This is a genomic window from Mobilitalea sibirica, assembly GCF_015999265.1.
Taxonomy (GTDB): domain Bacteria; phylum Bacillota; class Clostridia; order Lachnospirales; family Lachnospiraceae; genus Mobilitalea; species Mobilitalea sibirica.
Genome location: NZ_JAEAGR010000019.1, coordinates 33,515 through 53,410 on the forward strand (window position 1 = coordinate 33,515; position 19,896 = coordinate 53,410).

The following is a 19,896-nucleotide window of genomic DNA, read 5'->3' on the forward strand; positions in this document are numbered from 1 at the left end:
ACAATCGCTGCTTTATCCTACCCATATGATTCATTTAGCATCAGATTCGAATAGCAAAGAGTGCTTGTGAACAAATCATATTTGCAAATAAGTAAGAAAACAAATTGATATTATTGCCTTTTTATCCTTTGTTCGTTATTATTATTCATGTATTATTAGATATGTTTTCTAGGGTTATAATTTAGTAACATATCCAGAATTTATTATACCTTTTATAAAAATGTTATGCAAGACAAAAAGAAGGGCTTATAGCAAAACACCTTTGATTAATAGGTATCCTGCAATAAACCCTTGCTATATCTTATGAATAATAAAAACATATGAAACGAGCTTTATTACTGTATCGTCTTTCCAGGAGTATATTCATCTTTTAAATAATCGCTCATATCGGTAGAGTTAATTTTTTGCACCACATAATTATCACCATCGCGACGTGCTACAACTCTACCATGCTTGAGTTGCACATCCTTATATTCATAATTTGCTTCTTTTACACTTTGTTTAATTTCCAATTCCTTCGCTTTATGATCTACATAGATTCTTTCCAGTGGAACAACTGTATATAATATGCTCATAATGCACCTACTTTCCTTGAAAGCATACTAGTTAACCTGTAAAAGCTTCAGTTACAAAAAACCTTTATAAACAATTTGTAATCATTATAACACTTTTTAGGATTAATTTCAAATCAACTAGCTTTCTTATATTTTAGCAATTGTCTTAAAACAAATGGTCTTTGAAAATATCAGAAAATAACCTCGCCATTGTTATTGTTATTAATTATAGCCATTCATACTATTGTTATGAATCCTGTCCGTTATTAATCTTAGCTTTTATTGAATTCGGTTTTATTGAACTTAGCTTTTATGGAACTTGACTTTTGGTGAATTGACTTTTATTGAATTTGACTTTTATTGAATTTGGTTTTTCATGAAATTAACTCTTAGGTTATTGACCTTGGCTATTATTGTTCTTTTCATTGACGTTAGCTACATTGTTATCGTTAGTAGACTTATTTACGTTGTTATTGCCATTCATTGTATTATTGTCTATCATTTCATTAATCTTGGCCAGTGCTTCCTTGATACCGCCTACTTCCTTAATGATACCTTTTTTCACTGTCTCTTCTCCTACTAAAATAGATCCTACATCCTTAGCCAGCTGATTAGTATCAAGCATCAGATTCTTAAAATCAGCATAAGTAATACTGGAATGTGTTACCACAAAATTAATGATTCGATCCTGTATTTTTTCAAAGTATTCAAAAGTTTGTGTTACACCGATTACAGTACCGTTCATTCTGACCGGATGAATAATCATGGTTGCAGACGGAACGATATAACTATAATTAGCAGATACAGCCAAAGGAACACCAATTGAGTGACTGCCGCCAAGTACAAGAGAAACGGTAGGCTTACTTAAGGATGCAATCATTTCCGCAATAGCAAGTCCGGCTTCCACATCTCCGCCAACCGTATTAATTAAAATTAATAAACCATCGATATCATTACTGTCTTCAATTGCTGCTAATTGTGGTAAGACATGCTCATATTTTGTGGTTTTATTATGCTGGGGAAGACACTCATGTCCTTCTATCTCACCTATGATGGATAATAAATGTATTTTGTGTTCTTTATTATTATTTTCTAAGACAGTCTGACCATACTCATTGATTTTTTTATCTTTTAGATCTTCGTTTTCTTTTTTAACTTTCTCCGTTTCCTGCTCTTTTTGAGTTTTTTCTCTTGGGACTCCGGTTCCTTTTTTATTCGCATTCAACAGGTTTTCCTCTTCCTGCATAACATTAGATATTTTATTTTCGTTTTTACTATCATTTTGCATGTACTGTTCCTCTTTTCCTCATATTTTATAACTAACTATAACGATACTATAACGATCTATTAGACAGTGAGTTACATAGGAAACTCTCGCGCTTAGCGCTTTATTAACCTACGGTTAAAAAGAGGTTGATGCTCCATTATCATCAACCTCTTTTTATATTATGTGAAGGATAAATATTTTTATGCAATTTTTTCTTAGTAGCTCCAATAAGATTTCATATTCTTTTCTTCCAGTTCTTTAATAAAATTTTGCTTTAAATGTAAGAAATATTCCAATTCAGTTAATATCTGATAAAGAATGGCTCTATATTCAAATTCAATTCGGTTTTTTGGTAATTCTTCTTTCTGATAATATTGATATAGCTCTTCGAATTCTTTCACCAGTCCTTTCACATTGTTTAACTCATGAAAAGACCTGGCTATACTCTCCATAAAATCTGCTATCGGATAGGTCTGCCTTAATAAAACAGGAATACGATTCATATGAATTACAATATCTTTTAGTACATCAATCTGATATTTTCGCATTTCCAGATACGAAACCATATATCTTGTATTTGCCAGCAAGGTATTACCTGCATCCTCATAGGCACTCATTAACAGATTCTCTAGACGCAAATCCAACTGTCTAAAATCCAGTTGAATGGTATCTTTTGTTTCCATCGTACCGATAATTCTGCTACTACTCATTTTGTAATCATTATCTGTTTTCACAGCGTTCTTATCATCATTATGCTCCATTGTTGTATCCTGGGTGCTATTATCTGACGCCTCAAGCATATTCAGAAAAAGCTCCGGTGACTCCTCTGTAGCCCCTTGAACCAGACACACCTTTTTACTGCGAAGGACGTTGGCCATATTATGAAGCATAAGCTTTATCTCTTCCTCCAATGCCAACTGTTCTTTCCTTATCCGCTCTTTATATTTAGGCATGATGAGATTTAATACAATACCAATGCCTAATCCTATCAACAATAATCCTATTTCATTCAATATCAAAGGTAAGTCCATTCTCTTCTCAATCAGAAAATGTGTCATCAAAACCGCATTCATGGATATACCTTCCTTCAATCCTGTAACTGTACAGATGGCAACAAAAAGAAAAACAAATCCTCCAAAGGCTACCGTAGTATAACCAAAGCTCTTAAATATAATATATGTTATGATGAACGCTAAAAAGAAAGCTATCATTCGCTTTATAGCAATTAACAGAGTTTCTTTCTTTGTATTCTGTATGGATAAGATGGTAATAATTCCAGCAGAAGGACTAAAGGCAAGCCCTAGCCAATCAGCCAACAGAATAGCTACCGCAGATCCAATTGCTGTCTTTATGAGATATAAAAAATTCACTTTTCTAATAAAATCACTATAATTCATTGTTCCTCCAAGTACTTTCATTTACATTAAAAGAATGTAGTAATATATTGGTTATATTATACATGAATTATCTTTATTGTACCACCTAATTATCTATTGCTTTATTTTCATAAACAATGTCCGTCATCCTTATCTTTCTTATCTATCCATATCTTTTCTTATCTTTTCTATCTTATCTATCTTTTCTATCTTTTCTATCTTTTCCCGTCTTTGCTATCTTTTCCCATCTCTGCTATCTCTTCCTATTCATTCAATCTTCTCTGATCTTTTTATTATTTAAAATTCACATATTCTTAATATAATATGACATTGTATTGTCACATTATATCTGGTAATATATTGTAGAGGTGAAATTATGCAAATCAATCGTTTATTTGAAATTATATATATTCTGCTCAATCGTAAGAATATTACTGCCAAAGAGTTGGCTAGACACTTTGAGGTATCAAGTCGTACCATATACCGGGATATTGATACTCTATGCCAGGCAGGTATTCCTATTTATACCAATAAGGGAAAGGGTGGAGGGATCTGTCTTCTGGAGAATTTTGTCCTGAATAAATCCATTCTTACCAAACAGGAACAAAAGGATATCCTCTCCGCTCTACAAGGAATTAATGCAACTAGTTATGTGGAAACGGATGCTGTACTGTCAAAATTAAGTTCTCTTTTTGGTAATAATGAACCTGACTGGATTGAAGTAGATTTTTCCAACTGGGCCAATATGGAGGAGGAGAAATGTAAGTTTAACCAGTTAAAGGAATCCATATTAAACAGGAATCTTATTTCCTTTGACTATTATAATTCCTATGGTTCTTATTCTCATCGAATTGTTGAACCGGTTAAGCTTATTTTTCGAGCTCAGGCATGGTATCTACATGGTTATTGTAGGGAGAAAGAAGATCTACGGTATTTTAAATTCTCTAGAATGAAAAATCTCGTTGTCAGTGAAGAAATATTTACTCCAAGACCGTTAATAAAACCCGAGAAGGAGCGGGATTATTCTCATAACACACAAAAAACATCTATAGTGCTTAAAGTAGACGCCGAACTGGCTTTTCGTATCTGTGATGAATTCCCTAATGAATCTGTTCAAAAGAATGAAGATGGAAGTTTTCTAATTCATGCTGATATGTATCTGGACGGATGGTTATACAGCTATTTGATGTCCTTTGAGGATCATCTGGAGGTACTGGAACCTAAGAGTGTGCGGGAAGAGATGATTAAGAAACTAAAAAATACACTAAATAAATATGACAACTAGTTTTCATATCCAAGATGTTATTATGTTAATAATTGTATAGATTTCATTCAGGTTGTATCCATCTTATTTAAACAATAAATATAGATTGATTTATTAAATGTTAAATTATCATCAAAATATGATAGATTTTTTTACACGCCTTGTAATGATAAAAACACAGACAGGCTATATTCACTAATATAAATGCCCTGTAAAGATAGTATATATGATACTCTTTAAGAAAATGAGGATGATAATATGAGAACTATTCCAGCCAAAACCATCCTATCTCATTGTAAAGATGATTCCTGGTTTGGTAATGATTATAATATGAATTTATACAAGGGTTGTTGCCATGACTGTATCTATTGTGACAGCCGAAGCAGTTGTTATCAAATTGAGGATTTTGAAGTAGTCCGTTCTAAAGAAAATGCCATATCCATCCTGGAAAATGAGCTAAGAAGAAAACAAAAGACCGGTGTGATTGGTACTGGTTCCATGAGTGATCCCTATAATCCATACGAGTTAAAATATCAATTAACCAGACAGGCACTTAATCTAATCGATACTTATCACTTCGGCGTCTCCATAGCCACAAAAAGTAGCTTAATTACAAGAGATGTTGATCTATTAGAAAATATAGCAAGTCATTCACCGGTATTATGTAAGATCACCATCACCTCAGCCGATGATACCATGGCGACTAAGATTGAGCCAAAGGTGTGTATCTCCTCAAAGCGTTTTGAAGCCGTAAAAAAACTTTCGGATCATAATATATATTCCGGTATTTTAATGATGCCTCTCCTCCCCTTCCTTACAGATACCGAAGAAAATGTTAGAAAAATTATTCATATGGCATATGATAACGGAGCTAAATTTATCTATCCGATCTTTGGAATGTCACTGCGTACCGGTCAAAGAGAATATTATTATCAAAAGCTTGATTTACTTTTTCCTGACCTAAATCTTACACAACTCTATCAACAACGCTATAAGGATTTATATGAATGTTATAGTCCCAGAGTCAGGGAGTTAAAACAGATGTTTAGAGAGGAATGTAACCATCGTGGTATCCTATACCACATGGAGGATATCATTGCAGCTTATAAAGACAGATATAAATATGATCAGCTATCCTTTCTGTTCTAACATATATAACATAGTCCCATTCATTATCCGTTTGAATTAATGTCATCAAAGATAATGAATGGGACCCTTTTTATTATATTTATGCTTTTTAATGAGAATGAAACAATTTATCTACTTATAGTTTTTCCAAACTCTGTTCAATGTCTGCAACAATATCATCCACATTTTCAATACCTATGGACATACGAATTAAATCAGGGGTAATACCGCAATCAATCAGCTGCTGATCGGTCAGCTGTCTATGCGTCGTACTTGCAGGATGGAGGACACCGGTTCTAGCGTCTGCCACATGAACAACAATTGCTGCCAGCTTTAAGCTGTCCATGAACTTGATCGCCGCTTCTCTTCCACCCTTAATACCAAAGGAGATAACGCCGCAGGTGCCATTAGGAAGATACTTCTGCGCCAAATCATAATATTTATTATTTTCTAAGCCGGGGTAGTTAACCCAAGAAATTTTGTCCTGTTTTTCCAGATACTTAGCTACGGTTAATGCATTACTGCAATGTCTTTCCATTCTAAGATGGAGTGTTTCAAGACCGATATTTAATAAGAATGCATTATTAGGCGAAGGTGTGGATCCTAAGTCACGCATCAATTGAACTCTGGCCTTCGTAATAAAAGCAGTTTTGCCGCAATCTCTGGTATAAACCATGCCATGATAGGAAGCATCCGGTGTGGATAATCCCGGAAATTTCCCGTTATCCCAATTAAAATTACCGCTGTCTACAATTACACCCCCCAGCGCTACCGCATGACCATCCATATATTTTGAAGTGGAATGAATAACGATATCTGCACCGAATTCAATCGGCCTGCAATTAATCGGAGTGGCAAAGGTATTATCAACAATCAAAGGAACTCCATTATTATGAGCCAGTGTAGAAAGCTTCTCAATATCAGCAATCGCTAAAGCTGGATTTGCTATGGTCTCTGCAAATATCAGCTTCGTATTATCTTTGATTTCTTTTTGTAATTCTTCTATGGATGCATCCGCATCTACAAAGCTCACATCAATTCCCATACGTTTTAATGTAACCGCAAAGAGATTAAAGGTTCCGCCATATATGGTTCCGGCAGATATCAGATGATCTCCGGCGCTACAGATATTAATTACCGCAATCAGACTTGCTGCCTGTCCGGAAGAGGTGCACATTGCTCCAACTCCTCCTTCCAAAGCTGCTATCTTCTTTTCTACGTAATCAACCGTTGGATTCGCCAGTCTGGTATAAAAAAACCCTTCCTCAACAAGGTCAAACAATTTACCTACATGCTCGCTGGAATCGTATTTATAGGTTGTACTCTGGTAGATAGGTACAACTCTTGCCTCACCATTCTTAGGTTGATATCCTTCCTGAATACACTTCGTGTCAATATGATAGTTGTTCATATGTTATTCCACCCTTTCCTTACGTAATTATTACCAAACTGCCAATTCCATTTATTCATTTCATAAAACTATTCTAAATTGTTAACCCATATATATTTTATATGAAATAATATAACGACAAGAGGGTCTTTGTCAAGAAAATAAAACCATTATTGTAAAATAATTCAAACATTATGTAATCTTCTTATATAATCATATAAAGCAAAGGCTCATCTAAGACAATATATAATGCACAGCATTAGATATATTATCATAAATGAGCCTTAATGAAATAACAGGTATTTGGGTGTACCCATATTTTAACATAATTTTCTAATTAATTAAATAACCCATATGGATTATTTTTCGTTCTCTGTTACTTCTATTTTTCTAATCTCCTTAGTTCTGATTTCTTTGCAGATTTCATCTATAAAAGTACCAAGTGGTTTCTGGCCTTCATCACCAAGGTAGCGGCTTCTTACGGACACAGCGCCCTCTTCCTCTTCCTTTTGTCCTACGATTAACATGTAGGGAACACGCTCCAACCTTGCTTCACGGATCTTATACCCAATCTTCTCAGCTCTTTGATCCACAGTAACTAAAACTCCGTTCTGTTGCAGTTCATCTTTGACTTTCTGAGCATAGTCATGGTATTTTTCAGATATCGGAAGAACTCTAACCTGCTCCGGACATAACCAGGTAGGGAACATTCCTGCATATTTTTCAATCAGCCAAGCCAGAGTTCTTTCATAGCATCCCATACTGGTTCTGTGAATGATATAAGGACGCTTTTTCTCACCACCGGCATCGATATAGAACATATCAAAACGTTCTGCCAATACAAAATCCAACTGAAGGGTAATCATGGTATCTTCCTTACCATATACATTTCTGGCTTGAATATCCAACTTAGGGCCATAGAATGCTGCTTCACCATCTGCTTCCGAGAAATTAACTCCCAGATGTACAAGCATTTCGCGCATTTTATTCTGCATCCTTTCCCACTGTTCTTCATCACCGAGATACTTTGCTTTATTGTTCGGATCCCATTTAGATAAACGGTAGGTTACATCATTCTCAAGTCCTAATACTTTCAAGCAATACATCGCCAGGTCAAGACAGCCTGCGAATTCATCCTCTATCTGCTCCGGAGTAACAATCAGATGTCCCTCAGAGATTGTAAACTGCCTAACTCTGGTTAGTCCGTGCATTTCGCCGGAGTCCTCGTTACGGAATAAGGTTGAAGTCTCACCATATCGAAGAGGAAGGTCCCGATAGCTCTTCTGGCTTTGCTTATATACATAGTATTGGAACGGACAGGTCATAGGACGAAGAGCAAATACTTCAGAATCTTTATCCTCTTCGTCGCCAAGTACGAACATACCTTCTTTATAGTGTCCCCAATGGTCAGAGATAACATATAGATCCTTCTTAGCCATTAACGGAGTTTTTGTTCTTACATAACCACGACGTTCCTCTTCATCCTCAATCCACCTTTGTAGCGTTTGAACAATCTTAGCACCCTTAGGCATCAAGAGTGGAAGTCCCTGACCAATTACATCTACCGTTGTGAAAATCTCCATCTCACGACCCAATTTATTATGATCGCGTTTTTTAATATCCTCAAGATGTACCAGATATTCCTCAAGCTCAGCATTCTTAGTGAAAGCAGTACCATATACTCTGGTTAACATTTTATTCTTCTCGGAACCTTTCCAATATGCACCGGAGGAAGAAATCAACTTTATTGCCTTAATTGTCTTCGTACTCATAAGATGCGGACCGGCACATAAATCCACAAAATCTCCCTGCTGATAGAACGAAATCTCTGATTCCTCAGGAAGGTCTTCAATCAGTTCCACTTTATAGTTTTCACCCTTTTCCTGCATCAGTGCAATTGCTTCATTTCTCGGAAGGGTATAACGAACCAACTCAGCACCCTCTTTTATAATCTTTTTCATTTCCTTTTCGAGTTCATCCAGTGCAGCCCTGTCAAAAGGCTCGCAGTCAAAGTCATAATAAAATCCGGTATCAATGGACGGTCCGATAGCAAGCTTCGCTTTGGGATACAGTCTTTTTACTGCCTGTGCCAGTACATGGGAAGCGGTATGACGATATGCAGCTTTACCTGCTTCATCATTAAAGGTTAATATATTTAATTCGCAGTCAACATCAACTACGGTTCGAAGATCCACCACCTTACCGTTTAGTTCACCTGCACATGCCACTCTAGCCAGACCTTCGCTGATGTCAACGGCAATTTCATACACTGACTTTGGAAATTCATACTCTTTTACAGAGCCGTCTTTTAACGTAATCTTCATAATTAAAACTCCTTTCTGAAATTAAAATAGAAAAAGCCCGTCTCTTTCGACTTGGCTTCAAATCGAAAGGGACGAGCGTATAGATACGTCGCGGTTCCACCCTTATTGGTGCATAGCACCCACTTCATTCGATTATAACGGAATCACCGGACCGGATTAGGGTCACTCAGAGGTAGTTTTCATATGCTTCCAAATAAGATATTTGCACCAAATCATATCTCTCTCTGTAATCTTTCACATATTACTCGTCTCGTCATCGTATTATCAATTTGAACTTATTATAACATTCTTAGTCGTAAAGTCAAGGTGTTTTTTTCTGGGTGCTGTCTATTGTTGGACGCTTACCATAATTGTCTTGCAAAGGAAACAACATTCGCTATACCGATAGAATTATCACTAATTTTTTTGACCGGTCTGAGTTTGTATTTAAGATCTTCCCAAAACTCACCAAAAACGTTCCAAAACCAGGTAAGTGCTTTAAATATAACGTCTTCAAATAAGAAAAGAAAGAATATCTTTCCGGGTATAAATAATAGAAGACAAAGTAATAGCGAAATCAAATTAATCTTTGTTAGCACTTTTCCGGAATAAAATACAATCCAAGTCTTTCGTAGTTTTTTAAGATTATGACCCACATAAAGAAACATCATAACCGCAAAGGGGAATAAGAAATTCATACATAGCATTAATGTAAAAAAAACCAACAACCAATGAAATACCAGATACCTAACCAGATATTTCTTTGGTGGATTAGCCGGATCAGCTTCGTCTCTTAATCTTTCCAGTTTAGTCGTTCTATAAGTAAACGTTTGTTTTGGCTTATGCCTGGATGAATTTGGTTCAAAATACATCTAAAAAACCTCCCCCATTTACTTTAATACTGATTGCTAAATAAATGCTTTCAGATCAATATCATTAATATTACCTACCACGGACAAGGAACATTTATTCAGATCCAAATAACGGTTAGCAAACTCTTTGATATCAGAAATACTTACTCTGTTAATTCCCTCTATCAACTCTTCCATAGGAGTTACTCTTCCTCTGTTTAACATGGATTTGCCATTGGAATTCATTTTACTTTTTGCACTTTCACTTCCCAGAATGATCTCTGTCTTAATCTGTTCCTTCGTCATAGCCAGTTCTTCAGCAGTTACCCCTTTCTTCTTTAGATCACCAATAATCTGGTAGATTTTCTTTAGAACAGTTGAAGTCTGTGAAGGGTTCATGGCTGCATAGATATGAAGCAACCCTGTCTCCTTATAGGAACTGCCATAAGAATAAATGGAATAAGTTAAACCACTGTTTTCTCTGATTTTTTGAAACAACCGGGAATTGATACTGCCTCCCAATATGGAATTTAAAATCGATAAAACAAATCGTTCCTCAGACAGATAGGAAATACAGTCAAATGCTATATTACAATGAAGTTGTTCAATATCCTTTTGCTTCTTACAGGTAACCTTATGATACTCTGGCTTAATCCGTTCAATCACATTATTTTCACAAGATTTTTTAATTACACCAAACTGTTCCTGTAAAAGTGCAAAGATTTTATCCTCTTCAAAATTGCCTGCAACTGATATTACCATATTATCACCGACATAGTAGGTATTAATAAAATCCATAATCTGATTCCTGCTGACCTTACGAACTACTTTCTTGGTTCCGGAAATCATATATCCCAGGGGATGTCCTTTCCAGATTCTTTGCTGCAGCATCTCATGGGCCAGATCCTCAGGAGAATCATCATACATATCGATTTCTTCTATAATAACACCTTTCTCTTTTTTTAAAGCCTTCTCTTCTATCAGTGAATTATTGAACATATCTGCGATGATATCAATAGCTAAGGGAAGATGCTCGCTTAAGGTTGTAGCATAATAAGAAGTAAGCTCCTTGCTGGTATATGCATTAATATTTCCACCAATCTGCGCCATCTCATCTGCTATCTGCTTCGCGCTCCTTCTGGAGGTACCCTTAAATAGCATATGTTCTATCATGTGTGCTATTCCATTATTACTGTCATCCTCATTCGAAGAGCCGACTCTCACCCAGACACCAAAGGCGGCACTTTTCAAATAAGGCATTGTCTCCATAACTACGGTTATTCCATTCGATAACTGTTTTATTTTTGTCATATAGGTCCCTTTCTTAAAATCAATCATATTTTTTATGCTGCAGTGATATCGAAAGTAAATATATATAACCGCACTGATCATTACATTCGTTAATATATAACCTCAAAATATCATTCCTATATAAGGTTACTGATATTACTCTAACAAGTATTTACATTCTATTATCTGTAAGACGAAATATAAATATAGTTTCACTGAATAAAGTTAATATGTTTAAATCATTACTATCAATCGATTTTACCATAATTTTATATCTATGGCAATATAACGTAGCAAATCCTAATGTCTTCAGGTTGTAGGATTACAATACATGTGTTACAAATCTTATTAAATAAAAACGGAAATAGCTCTTTTGTGTTATATTTAAGTCACCACAACCAAAATACAAAAGAAAGAGAGCATTTCCGTATGGCAAGTATAACACAGGATATGAGGTTTCGACTAGCTTTAATTAAATACGCTGATAAATATGGTGTTTCAAAGGCAGCTGCACGATATAAAACGAATCGTCAGTACGTTTATCGTTGGAAACGACGTTATGATGGCTCCTGGGACTCCCTTAGAGATCGTTCTCGAAGACCTCATCACCATCCAAACCAACATACTGAAGATGAGATCAGTCTTATTAATAACATGCGCCGTCGTAATCCTAATGCTGGCCTGGTAATCTTCTGGGTAAAACTTATGCAACGAGGTTATAAAAGATCTATTCCCGGTCTTTACCGCTTCCTCCGCAAGAAAAAACTTATGGCCATTAAGCCGAAAAACCCAAAATACGTACCTAAGCCTTATGAACAAATGACGTATCCCGGCCAGAGGATTCAGGTAGATGTTAAGTTTGTGCCTTCTGTATGTCTGGTCAATCAGGCCAGGGGACAAAAGTTTTATCAGTATACAGCTATTGACGAATACTCTAGGTGGCGTTACGTTGAAGCTTTTGAAGAGCACAGTACCTATTCATCTATGCAATTCCTAGAGCACCTTGTTAAAGCCTTTCCAATGCCAATAGAATGCATCCAAACGGATAATGGTCTAGAATTCACAAAACGCCTTGCATCCGGAGATAAAGCTAAAACGCCAACTATTTTTGAAGTTCGTCTTAATCAATTATGCATTCGTCATAAACTAATACGTCCATTTACCCCAAGGCATAATGGTAAGGTCGAAAGAAGCCACAGAAAAGATAATGAGCGTTTCTATGCAACGCATACCTTCTATTCATTTGAGGACTTTAGTAATCAGCTAACTACATATAACAAAAGAGATTATAACCGCTTTCCGATGAGACCTCTGGGATGGAAATCACCTCAGAATATCTTATCTGATTTTGTTAGGTATGGTGTAACATATGTTTGACAAACCTACAACGTAGCAAATCCTAATGTCTTCAGGTATTAATTCCTTACCTATATAGTACGTCGATTCTATTAAAGACTCAGCTTAATCTGTTTCAAAAAAAGACTGCAGTGGCTTTTCCAAAGCAGTCAGTGAAACGATATAAATCTTATTAAACACATATATTCTTACTAGTCAGCAAGATAAATTCTTTCGTGAAGTTTCTTTATATTCATCTCAAAATCCACTCCAAGTACCGCCATTCCTCTGATGCTCATATTCTTATAAGAATCCTTAATCGGTATGGTGCATTGTTCTATATCATATTTTAGATAAGAAGGCAAGGACATGATTTGTGAGAAAATCTCTCCTTCTTTAAAATTGGTTGTTACTTTTGGCAGCACCTTATTTAATAAATCATTCATCTGTGTCAGACTTAAGCCTTTGATTTTATTAAAAATAATCTCTAAAATCTTTCTTTGTCTGGCCGTTCTGGCAAAATCAGTACCTACATATCTAACTCGGGTATAGCCAAGGGCCTGTTTCCCATTTAATAGCTGACTACCTGAATTCTTTAACCGATCCGTTCCTTCTTCTACCTTTAAAAGTTTATTAAGGTGATCAACATAATCATTCACAACCGGTAATTCCTTATCCGTAATTTCCAGCGTAACTCCACCTATCGCATCAACAATATCCATAAAAGCAAAAAAATCTACCGAAATATACTTATCAATATCAATTTTAAAGTTCTGCTCAATTGTCTCCATCAAAAGCTTAGCCCCTCCGGAGGAATAAGCGGTGTTTAAACGATTATTTTTCTTACCGGGTATCTGAAGATAAATATCTCTTAGAAATGATGTTGCAAAGATTGTCTTGGTTTTTTTATTAATTGAAATTAATATCATGGCATCGGAAAGGCCTCTTCTCTTACTATTTCTAGAATCACTTCCGATCAGTAAAACATTAAGTACATCTTTATCCTTCTTAATTTCCATTCTATTATCCGACATATTCCTGCTGATTTGCTCTTCCATATCTTCTACATCTTCTGTTTGAGTTTCATTAATTACCTTATTATGGGCATCGTTTGAACCGGATGTATCCATGGATATGATCTCATCTACGGTTTTATCCATATACGCATCATAATAATTATCCTCTACATATTCGTCATCTTCTACATATTCATTCGAATCTACATATTCCATTTCATCTTCCTCTAGAACGACCAGATTCATTTTACCAATGTAACTTCGAACAACGAAGTAGGCTGTAGCGCCTAAAATGAAAGCGATACCAAGGAAACTACTTATTGAAATAATAATTAATCTTTTTACATTTCTTTTTTTCGTATTTTCTCTCATACTTTTTCCTTTTATTAATGATATTTTTAAATGCTCAATATGTAAATATTTTACATTCCTAATATCTTATCATATAATTCAACATACTTCCATAGGTTTAAAGTATTTTCCATGTAATTTATACGTCCAATTTCAACGATATTCGCCAGTAGATATGAAAGTATACGATGTTCCGACTTGTGTTAGTACAAAATAATAATTATTTACACTATGTCAAGGCAGAATTTCTCCGTTGTTCCTAAGTGTTCATTATCTACATAAAAGCATTCCTAGCAGTTATATTTAATTATTCAAACTGCTGTTACACAAATAAACCTGACTAATCCATTAACAAACGGATAGCCAGGTTTAGCAAAAAGGAGAGAGAAAAGCATTATTATATGATCAATTATTCACTACGCAAGGCTTCTACCGCATCTTTTCTTGATGCAATTCTAGCCGGAATGTGTCCTCCAAGCATAGTTAAAATAGTACTTATGGTTATTAAAATGACTGCATGGGAAAATTGCAGCTGTGCAACATTCTTTAGTTCTGTTACATTATAGATTACTGAATTGATCGGTATGGTTAATAGCCAAGCAATTAGGATACCTAAGGAACCGGAAAAAACACCAAGGATAAAGGTTTCTGCATCAAATACCCGTGAGATATCCTTCTTTCTGGCACCAAGAGCCTTCAAGATGCCAATTTCCTTCGTACGTTCCAAAACAGAGATATAGGTTATGATACCAATCATAATTAAGCTTACAATTAAAGCGGTGGAAGAAAATGCGATTAACACCATAGTAATTCCATCCATAATACCACTGGTCATACCGGTAATTGTATCGGCCATGTCCGTATAGATAACCTTATCTTTATTGTCTGCTTGTGAGTCGTTATATTCGTCTAAATACTCCAATATTTCATCCTTGGTTTGAAAGTTGATCGGGTAAACCGTAATCAGATAAGGGGTACCGTTCTGTCCAAGAAAAGAAAGCATCTGCTTTTTCATCTCTTCATCGATTTCCTGCATGGATAACACATTATAGTCCGAATCTTCCTGACTCTTAACAATAGCTGATTTCTTAGCATTCTCTATAACTCTAACTGCCAATTGATCACTATAAGCTAAACCTTCGTTAACAATCGGGAATTTCACTGTTTCCTTGGATCTTAACACACCAACTATTTTAAGTGTTATGTTATTCACTGATTCATACATTTGCTCATAATCCTGAGCAATGGTAAATCCACCATACTCGGTCGACATATAGTAGTCATCATTCATCACTGCCTTTAGTTCGAGTCCAATAAAGTCCTCTAACTTAAAATTCTCTTTTTTCTCTATATCAAAGCCCAGCTCTGCAACAACTTTATCCTCAATTCGGTTCTTATTATCAACTACCAAGACCAGTCCGGTTTCATCCTCAGGATACTCTCCCGCCAGGACATCATAATTATCTTCCAGATAACTTGCCCCGGCTAATTTTGTTGGATAGGAAGCGAAATATAAATTACCGGAGTTAATCTGTGAGATTTCTCCATTCTTTTTCATCAACAGATTAAGTCCTACTGCTCTGTTGTATCCGATACTTTTACAGATTGCCGGATTAATCGCTTCCAGATACTCAAGATATTCCTCAGTGAAAACATTGGTATGCCTTGCTCTTCTTTCATCCTGGTTATACACAAACACTTCATCGGAATCCACATATTCTAAGTTGCCGGTCATCCGATCAAACATTTCATCCTCATGTTCATCATAACTCTCCCGGTCAATCTCCCTTGTCTGCTGTGTGATGATAATCGGAAATTCTGTCATAGCCTCCGCTTGAAAATCATCAATCTGTAACTGAAAACCCACGGATAGACTTAAGATAAGTGCAATACCAATAATACCAATACTGGACGCAAAAGCAGTTAAAAAGGTTCTACCCAGTTTTGTACGGATATTATTAAAGGATAGACGAAGAGCTGTCGGAAAACTCATACTGGTTTTCTTTAAACGAAACTCCTCCTGTGCTAATCCCTCTTGATACGGATTGGAATCCGCAATCACCTTACCATCCTGAAATTCCACAATGCGGTCAGCATATTTACTAGCAAGTTCTGCATTATGAGTAACCATAATAATAAGTTTATCGGAAGCAACTTCCTTAATCAGGTCCATAATCTGGGTACTGGTTTTTGAATCCAGCGCACCGGTCGGTTCATCACAAAGAAGAATATCCGGATTGTTGGCTAAAGCTCTGGCAATGGCAACCCTTTGCATCTGTCCACCGGATAATTGTCCGGGTTTCTTATGCATATGGTCCTTAAGTCCTACTTTCTCTAATACCTCAACTGCCGTCTTATGTTTTTTACTTCTTGAGATACCACTTAAGGTCATACCCATCTCAACATTGGCAATAATACTTAGATGAGAAATTAGATTATAGTTTTGAAATACAAAACCGATAGTATTATTTCGATACGCATCCCAATCTTTATCCTTAAATTTTTTTGTAGACTTACCATTAATAATTAAATCGCCTTCATCATAACGGTCTAAACCTCCAATTACATTTAAACAAGTGGTTTTACCTGATCCGCTGGCACCTAAGATTGCCACAAACTCACTTTTTCGAAACGATACGGAAATTCCGTCCAATGCATCTGTCTTAAAATCCCCCACAACATAGGATTTTCTTATATTTTTTAACTCAAGCATGTTAAATCCTTTCATACTACTTTTTTCTTACGATGTTTACGGATTAGTATATTTATATAATTACCTTTTGTCAATAATATCATTACCAATTTAAGGTAGTTTTAATATATTAATCGTATTTTAATAAAGATAATCACACAATAAAAGGCTCCGGTATATATCCGGAGCCTGATACTCTTAGATTAAACAGTTAAATAATACACTAACAATACAGAATTTTTTTAAATAAATTTTTATATTAGAAGACTTTTATTGTACATCCTTAATACTGAAAGATACTCTTCCCATCTTATCCTGTCCAAGGCATACAACCTTCACCTTGTCACCTAAGGTTAAAACATCCTCTACATGCTCTACTCTCTGCTTAGAGATCTTGGAGATATGAACCAAACCTTCTTTACCGGGCGCGAATTCAAGGAATGCACCAAACTCTTTGATGCTGATTACTTTACCTTCATAAATCTGACCCTCTTCGAATTCAGTAACAATCATCTGTATAATATCGACAGCTTTCTTGATGCTATCCTTATCTACACCGCAGACAGAAACAGCACCTTCATCTGTGATATCAATCTTAACACCGGTCTGTTCGATAATTGCATTGATTGTTTTACCTCTCTGACCAACCACTTCACCAATCTTGGAAGGATCAATTTTGATCTGAACAATCTTAGGTGAATAAGGTCCAACTTCAGGTCTCGGCTCGGAAATCACAGGTGCCATAACTTCATCCAAAATTTGAATTCTAGCTTCTCTCGTTCTGTAGATGGATTTCTCAATAATTTCTCTGGTCAGACCATGGATTTTGATATCCATCTGGATTGCTGTGATACCCTTATGGGTTCCGGCAACCTTAAAATCCATATCGCCAAAGAAGTCCTCAAGACCTTGAATATCAGTTAAAAGAATATAATCGTCATCGGTATCACCGGTTACTAATCCTACGGATATACCGGCAACCATTGCCTTAATCGGAACGCCTGCAGCCATCAATGATAAGGTAGAAGCACAGATACTTCCCTGAGAAGTAGATCCGTTGGATTCCAATACCTCAGATACAGTACGGATTGCGTAAGGGAATTCTTCTTCAGAAGGAAGAACCGGAACCAAAGCTCTTTCAGCCAGGGCACCATGTCCAATTTCACGTCTTCCCGGTCCTCTGGAAGGTCTTGTTTCGCCTACAGAATAGGAAGGGAAATTATAATGGTGCATATATCTCTTACCAGTTTCATTTTCATCAATTCCGTCTAATCTCTGTGTCTCAGCCAAAGCTCCTAAGGTAGTGATGGTAAGAACCTGAGTCTGTCCACGGGTGAACATACCGGAACCATGAGTTCTAGGCAGTACATCAACCTCTGCAGCCAGTTTTCTGATCTGATCTACTGCTCTTCCGTCAGGACGCTTCTTATCCTTTAAGATCATCTTACGAACGGTCTTCTTCTGGAATTTATAGATAGCCTCACCCAGTAAAGGAAGCCATTCCGGATGGGTTTCTTCATAGCGGGCTACTAATTTGTCTGTGATTTCTCGAATATTTGCTTCTCTTACCTGTTTCTCATCGGTAAACACTGCTACTTCCATTGCCTCAGGAGTAATGAAGTTAACCATATCTTCATATAAATCCTCCGGAGTATCCATTTTGACATAATCATGCTTCGGTTTTCCACATTCTGCAACGATAGTATCAATGAATTCAATGATTTTTTTGTTTAAATCATGAGCTGCAAAGATAGCCTCTATCATCTTTTCCTCAGGTAGCTCTTCCGCACCGGCTTCAATCATGATAACTTTCTCTCTGGTAGAAGCTACAGTAAGAGCTAGGGTTGATTTTTCTCTCTGTGCAGAAGTCGGATTAAATACCAATTCGCCGTCTACCATACCAACCATTGTAGAAGCCGTAGGACCATCAAACGGGATGTCTGAAATTGCGGTTGCTATAGCTGAACCAAGAATAGCTGTGATTTCCGGCGGACAATCCTGATCCACACATAACACAAGGTTATTTAAGGTTACGTCATTTCGATAATCCTTCGGAAATAACGGTCTCATCGGACGGTCAATTACACGGGAAGTTAGAATCGCATTCTCGGAAGGTTTACTTTCTCTCTTGATAAAGCCTCCGGGGATTTTACCTACTGCATATAATTTTTCTTCATATTCAACGCTTAAAGGAAAAAAGTCAATTCCTTCTCTGGGTTTGTCAGATGCTGTTGCGGTTGAAAGTACAACAGTATCACCGTAATGCATGAAAGCCGCACCATTGGCCTGCGCAGCAACTCGGCCGATATCAACGGTCAAGGTTCTTCCTGCCAGTTCCATTGAAAAACTTTTGTACATATTCTGTTCTCCTTTTTTCATCATTTTTATGAATAATTCACTTCATATGAATGTGTCAACATAATTAGAATTTCATAGTACATGAATGATTCATAGGGAATGTTATTCTGCTAAAGGATGATTATAATGGAATAATCTGATTAATATATCCACACTATTAAGCTATCAATCCTTTTGCATGAACTTCATTCTAATGTCAGAGTAGGAGGCACCGAAACAACTGAAAAGCCTACCAAGAAACCATATTTTGATAACCTTTTCAGAAGTCTCGGGATGTCCTCGCGTTACTCTAACTTAAATATTATAGCATTATTATTACCAATATGCTACATTTTTTTTCATAGGATTAGTAAAACATAGATGAAAAACTTAGAAATCATCTAATTAAAACAATATTTTAATATCTTATAACCTTATGGTAGTGTTCGTAATAATAGTATCTGCTTTGTTCTCTAAGTCAAACTGGATTACTTCATCTCCCGGATAGAATGACATTTTAAATTCAGCTTCCCCATCTCCCCATTTCACAACCAATACTACTTCTTTTAAATATAGCGAAATCATCTTATCCCGTACATATGACTTCTGAAACGCCAGTTGATTTTTACTGAATGGTATCGAAATATTTTGGCTCACCTAAAAAAGGAAATGCTGATTTTATACAACATTTCCTTTTCTTGTTCGTGTTTACTATTTAATTTGTATCTTGTTTTTATTCCGA

At 36.0% G+C, this 19,896-nt stretch carries 14 protein-coding genes and 1 other annotated feature; of the genes, 3 read left to right on the forward strand and 11 right to left on the reverse strand.

Annotation, left to right across the window (positions count from 1 at the left end; all coding sequences use genetic code 11):
* Window positions 1–335: 335 nt before the first annotated feature.
* The 3 genes from I5677_RS15360 to I5677_RS15370 form a co-directional block, all read right to left on the reverse strand.
* Complete coding sequence (locus tag I5677_RS15360) at window positions 336–575, reverse strand: YlzJ-like family protein (protein WP_197662534.1); 240 nt, start codon at window positions 573–575, stop codon at window positions 336–338.
* 373 nt (window positions 576–948) lie between these two features.
* On the reverse strand, window positions 949–1,842 hold the full coding sequence (locus tag I5677_RS15365) for a ClpP family protease (protein ID WP_243456622.1): 894 nt from the start codon (window positions 1,840–1,842) through the stop codon (window positions 949–951).
* Window positions 1,843–2,036: 194 nt separating this feature from the next.
* A complete protein-coding gene (locus tag I5677_RS15370; RefSeq protein ID WP_197662535.1) occupies window positions 2,037–3,218 on the reverse strand; it encodes an aromatic acid exporter family protein in 1,182 nt (393 codons plus the stop codon).
* 355 nt (window positions 3,219–3,573) lie between these two features.
* On the opposite strand from I5677_RS15370, the gene I5677_RS15375 reads away from it, so the two are divergent.
* Both I5677_RS15375 and I5677_RS15380 read left to right on the forward strand, forming a co-directional pair.
* Window positions 3,574–4,482, forward strand: a complete 909-nt coding sequence (locus I5677_RS15375; protein ID WP_197662536.1) for a helix-turn-helix transcriptional regulator — start codon at window positions 3,574–3,576, stop codon at window positions 4,480–4,482.
* 237 nt (window positions 4,483–4,719) lie between these two features.
* Window positions 4,720–5,610 carry an SPL family radical SAM protein gene (locus I5677_RS15380; RefSeq protein ID WP_197662537.1) on the forward strand — a complete coding sequence of 297 codons (891 nt, stop codon included), beginning with the start codon at window positions 4,720–4,722 and terminating at the stop codon, window positions 5,608–5,610.
* 115 nt (window positions 5,611–5,725) lie between these two features.
* Here the strand turns inward: I5677_RS15380 and I5677_RS15385 are convergent, their stop codons facing one another.
* From I5677_RS15385 to I5677_RS15400, 4 genes are all read right to left on the reverse strand, one after another.
* A complete protein-coding gene (locus I5677_RS15385) occupies window positions 5,726–7,000 on the reverse strand; it encodes an O-acetylhomoserine aminocarboxypropyltransferase/cysteine synthase family protein (RefSeq protein ID WP_197662538.1) in 1,275 nt (424 codons plus the stop codon).
* Between the two features lie 338 nt (window positions 7,001–7,338).
* Window positions 7,339–9,303: a threonine--tRNA ligase gene (gene thrS / locus I5677_RS15390; protein ID WP_197662539.1), complete on the reverse strand. Its 1,965-nt coding sequence runs from the start codon at window positions 9,301–9,303 to the stop codon at window positions 7,339–7,341.
* A 64-nt stretch (window positions 9,304–9,367) separates the two neighbouring features.
* Window positions 9,368–9,569: a binding site (T-box leader), on the reverse strand.
* 75 nt (window positions 9,570–9,644) lie between these two features.
* Window positions 9,645–10,154, reverse strand: coding sequence for a hypothetical protein (locus tag I5677_RS15395; RefSeq protein WP_197662540.1), 510 nt, complete (start codon window positions 10,152–10,154; stop codon window positions 9,645–9,647).
* Between the two features lie 36 nt (window positions 10,155–10,190).
* Complete coding sequence (locus tag I5677_RS15400; protein ID WP_197662541.1) at window positions 10,191–11,444, reverse strand: M16 family metallopeptidase; 1,254 nt, start codon at window positions 11,442–11,444, stop codon at window positions 10,191–10,193.
* Window positions 11,445–11,852: 408 nt separating this feature from the next.
* Between I5677_RS15400 and I5677_RS15405 the strand changes: the two genes are divergently transcribed.
* Window positions 11,853–12,800 carry a DDE-type integrase/transposase/recombinase gene (locus tag I5677_RS15405; RefSeq protein ID WP_197660824.1) on the forward strand — a complete coding sequence of 316 codons (948 nt, stop codon included), beginning with the start codon at window positions 11,853–11,855 and terminating at the stop codon, window positions 12,798–12,800.
* Window positions 12,801–12,970: 170 nt separating this feature from the next.
* On the opposite strand, the gene I5677_RS15410 is transcribed toward I5677_RS15405, so the two are convergent.
* The 4 genes from I5677_RS15410 to I5677_RS15425 all read right to left on the reverse strand — a co-directional run bounded on the left by I5677_RS15410 (window position 12,971) and on the right by I5677_RS15425 (window position 19,811).
* A complete protein-coding gene (locus I5677_RS15410; protein WP_197662542.1) occupies window positions 12,971–14,146 on the reverse strand; it encodes an LCP family protein in 1,176 nt (391 codons plus the stop codon).
* A gap of 388 nt (window positions 14,147–14,534) precedes the next feature.
* A complete protein-coding gene (locus I5677_RS17580; RefSeq protein WP_330617943.1) occupies window positions 14,535–16,853 on the reverse strand; it encodes an ABC transporter ATP-binding protein/permease in 2,319 nt (772 codons plus the stop codon).
* A 234-nt stretch (window positions 16,854–17,087) separates the two neighbouring features.
* The gene (locus I5677_RS15420) at window positions 17,088–19,175 is read right to left on the reverse strand and encodes a polyribonucleotide nucleotidyltransferase (protein ID WP_197662543.1); all 2,088 of its coding nucleotides are present in this window, start codon (window positions 19,173–19,175) and stop codon (window positions 17,088–17,090) included.
* 405 nt (window positions 19,176–19,580) lie between these two features.
* Window positions 19,581–19,811, reverse strand: coding sequence for a hypothetical protein (locus I5677_RS15425; RefSeq protein ID WP_197662544.1), 231 nt, complete (start codon window positions 19,809–19,811; stop codon window positions 19,581–19,583).
* Window positions 19,812–19,896 lie beyond the last annotated feature (85 nt).

Coding starts and splice junctions, on each gene's coding strand:
- I5677_RS15360 (WP_197662534.1), bottom strand. CDS start 575: ATGAGCATATTATATACAGTTGTTCCACTGGAAAGAATCTATGTAGAT.
- I5677_RS15365 (WP_243456622.1), bottom strand. CDS start 1,842: ATGCAAAATGATAGTAAAAACGAAAATAAAATATCTAATGTTATGCAG.
- I5677_RS15370 (WP_197662535.1), bottom strand. CDS start 3,218: ATGAATTATAGTGATTTTATTAGAAAAGTGAATTTTTTATATCTCATA.
- I5677_RS15375 (WP_197662536.1), top strand. CDS start 3,574: ATGCAAATCAATCGTTTATTTGAAATTATATATATTCTGCTCAATCGT.
- I5677_RS15380 (WP_197662537.1), top strand. CDS start 4,720: ATGAGAACTATTCCAGCCAAAACCATCCTATCTCATTGTAAAGATGAT.
- I5677_RS15385 (WP_197662538.1), bottom strand. CDS start 7,000: ATGAACAACTATCATATTGACACGAAGTGTATTCAGGAAGGATATCAA.
- thrS (WP_197662539.1), bottom strand. CDS start 9,303: ATGAAGATTACGTTAAAAGACGGCTCTGTAAAAGAGTATGAATTTCCA.
- I5677_RS15395 (WP_197662540.1), bottom strand. CDS start 10,154: ATGTATTTTGAACCAAATTCATCCAGGCATAAGCCAAAACAAACGTTT.
- I5677_RS15400 (WP_197662541.1), bottom strand. CDS start 11,444: ATGACAAAAATAAAACAGTTATCGAATGGAATAACCGTAGTTATGGAG.
- I5677_RS15405 (WP_197660824.1), top strand. CDS start 11,853: ATGGCAAGTATAACACAGGATATGAGGTTTCGACTAGCTTTAATTAAA.
- I5677_RS15410 (WP_197662542.1), bottom strand. CDS start 14,146: ATGAGAGAAAATACGAAAAAAAGAAATGTAAAAAGATTAATTATTATT.
- I5677_RS17580 (WP_330617943.1), bottom strand. CDS start 16,853: ATGAAAGGATTTAACATGCTTGAGTTAAAAAATATAAGAAAATCCTAT.
- I5677_RS15420 (WP_197662543.1), bottom strand. CDS start 19,175: ATGTACAAAAGTTTTTCAATGGAACTGGCAGGAAGAACCTTGACCGTT.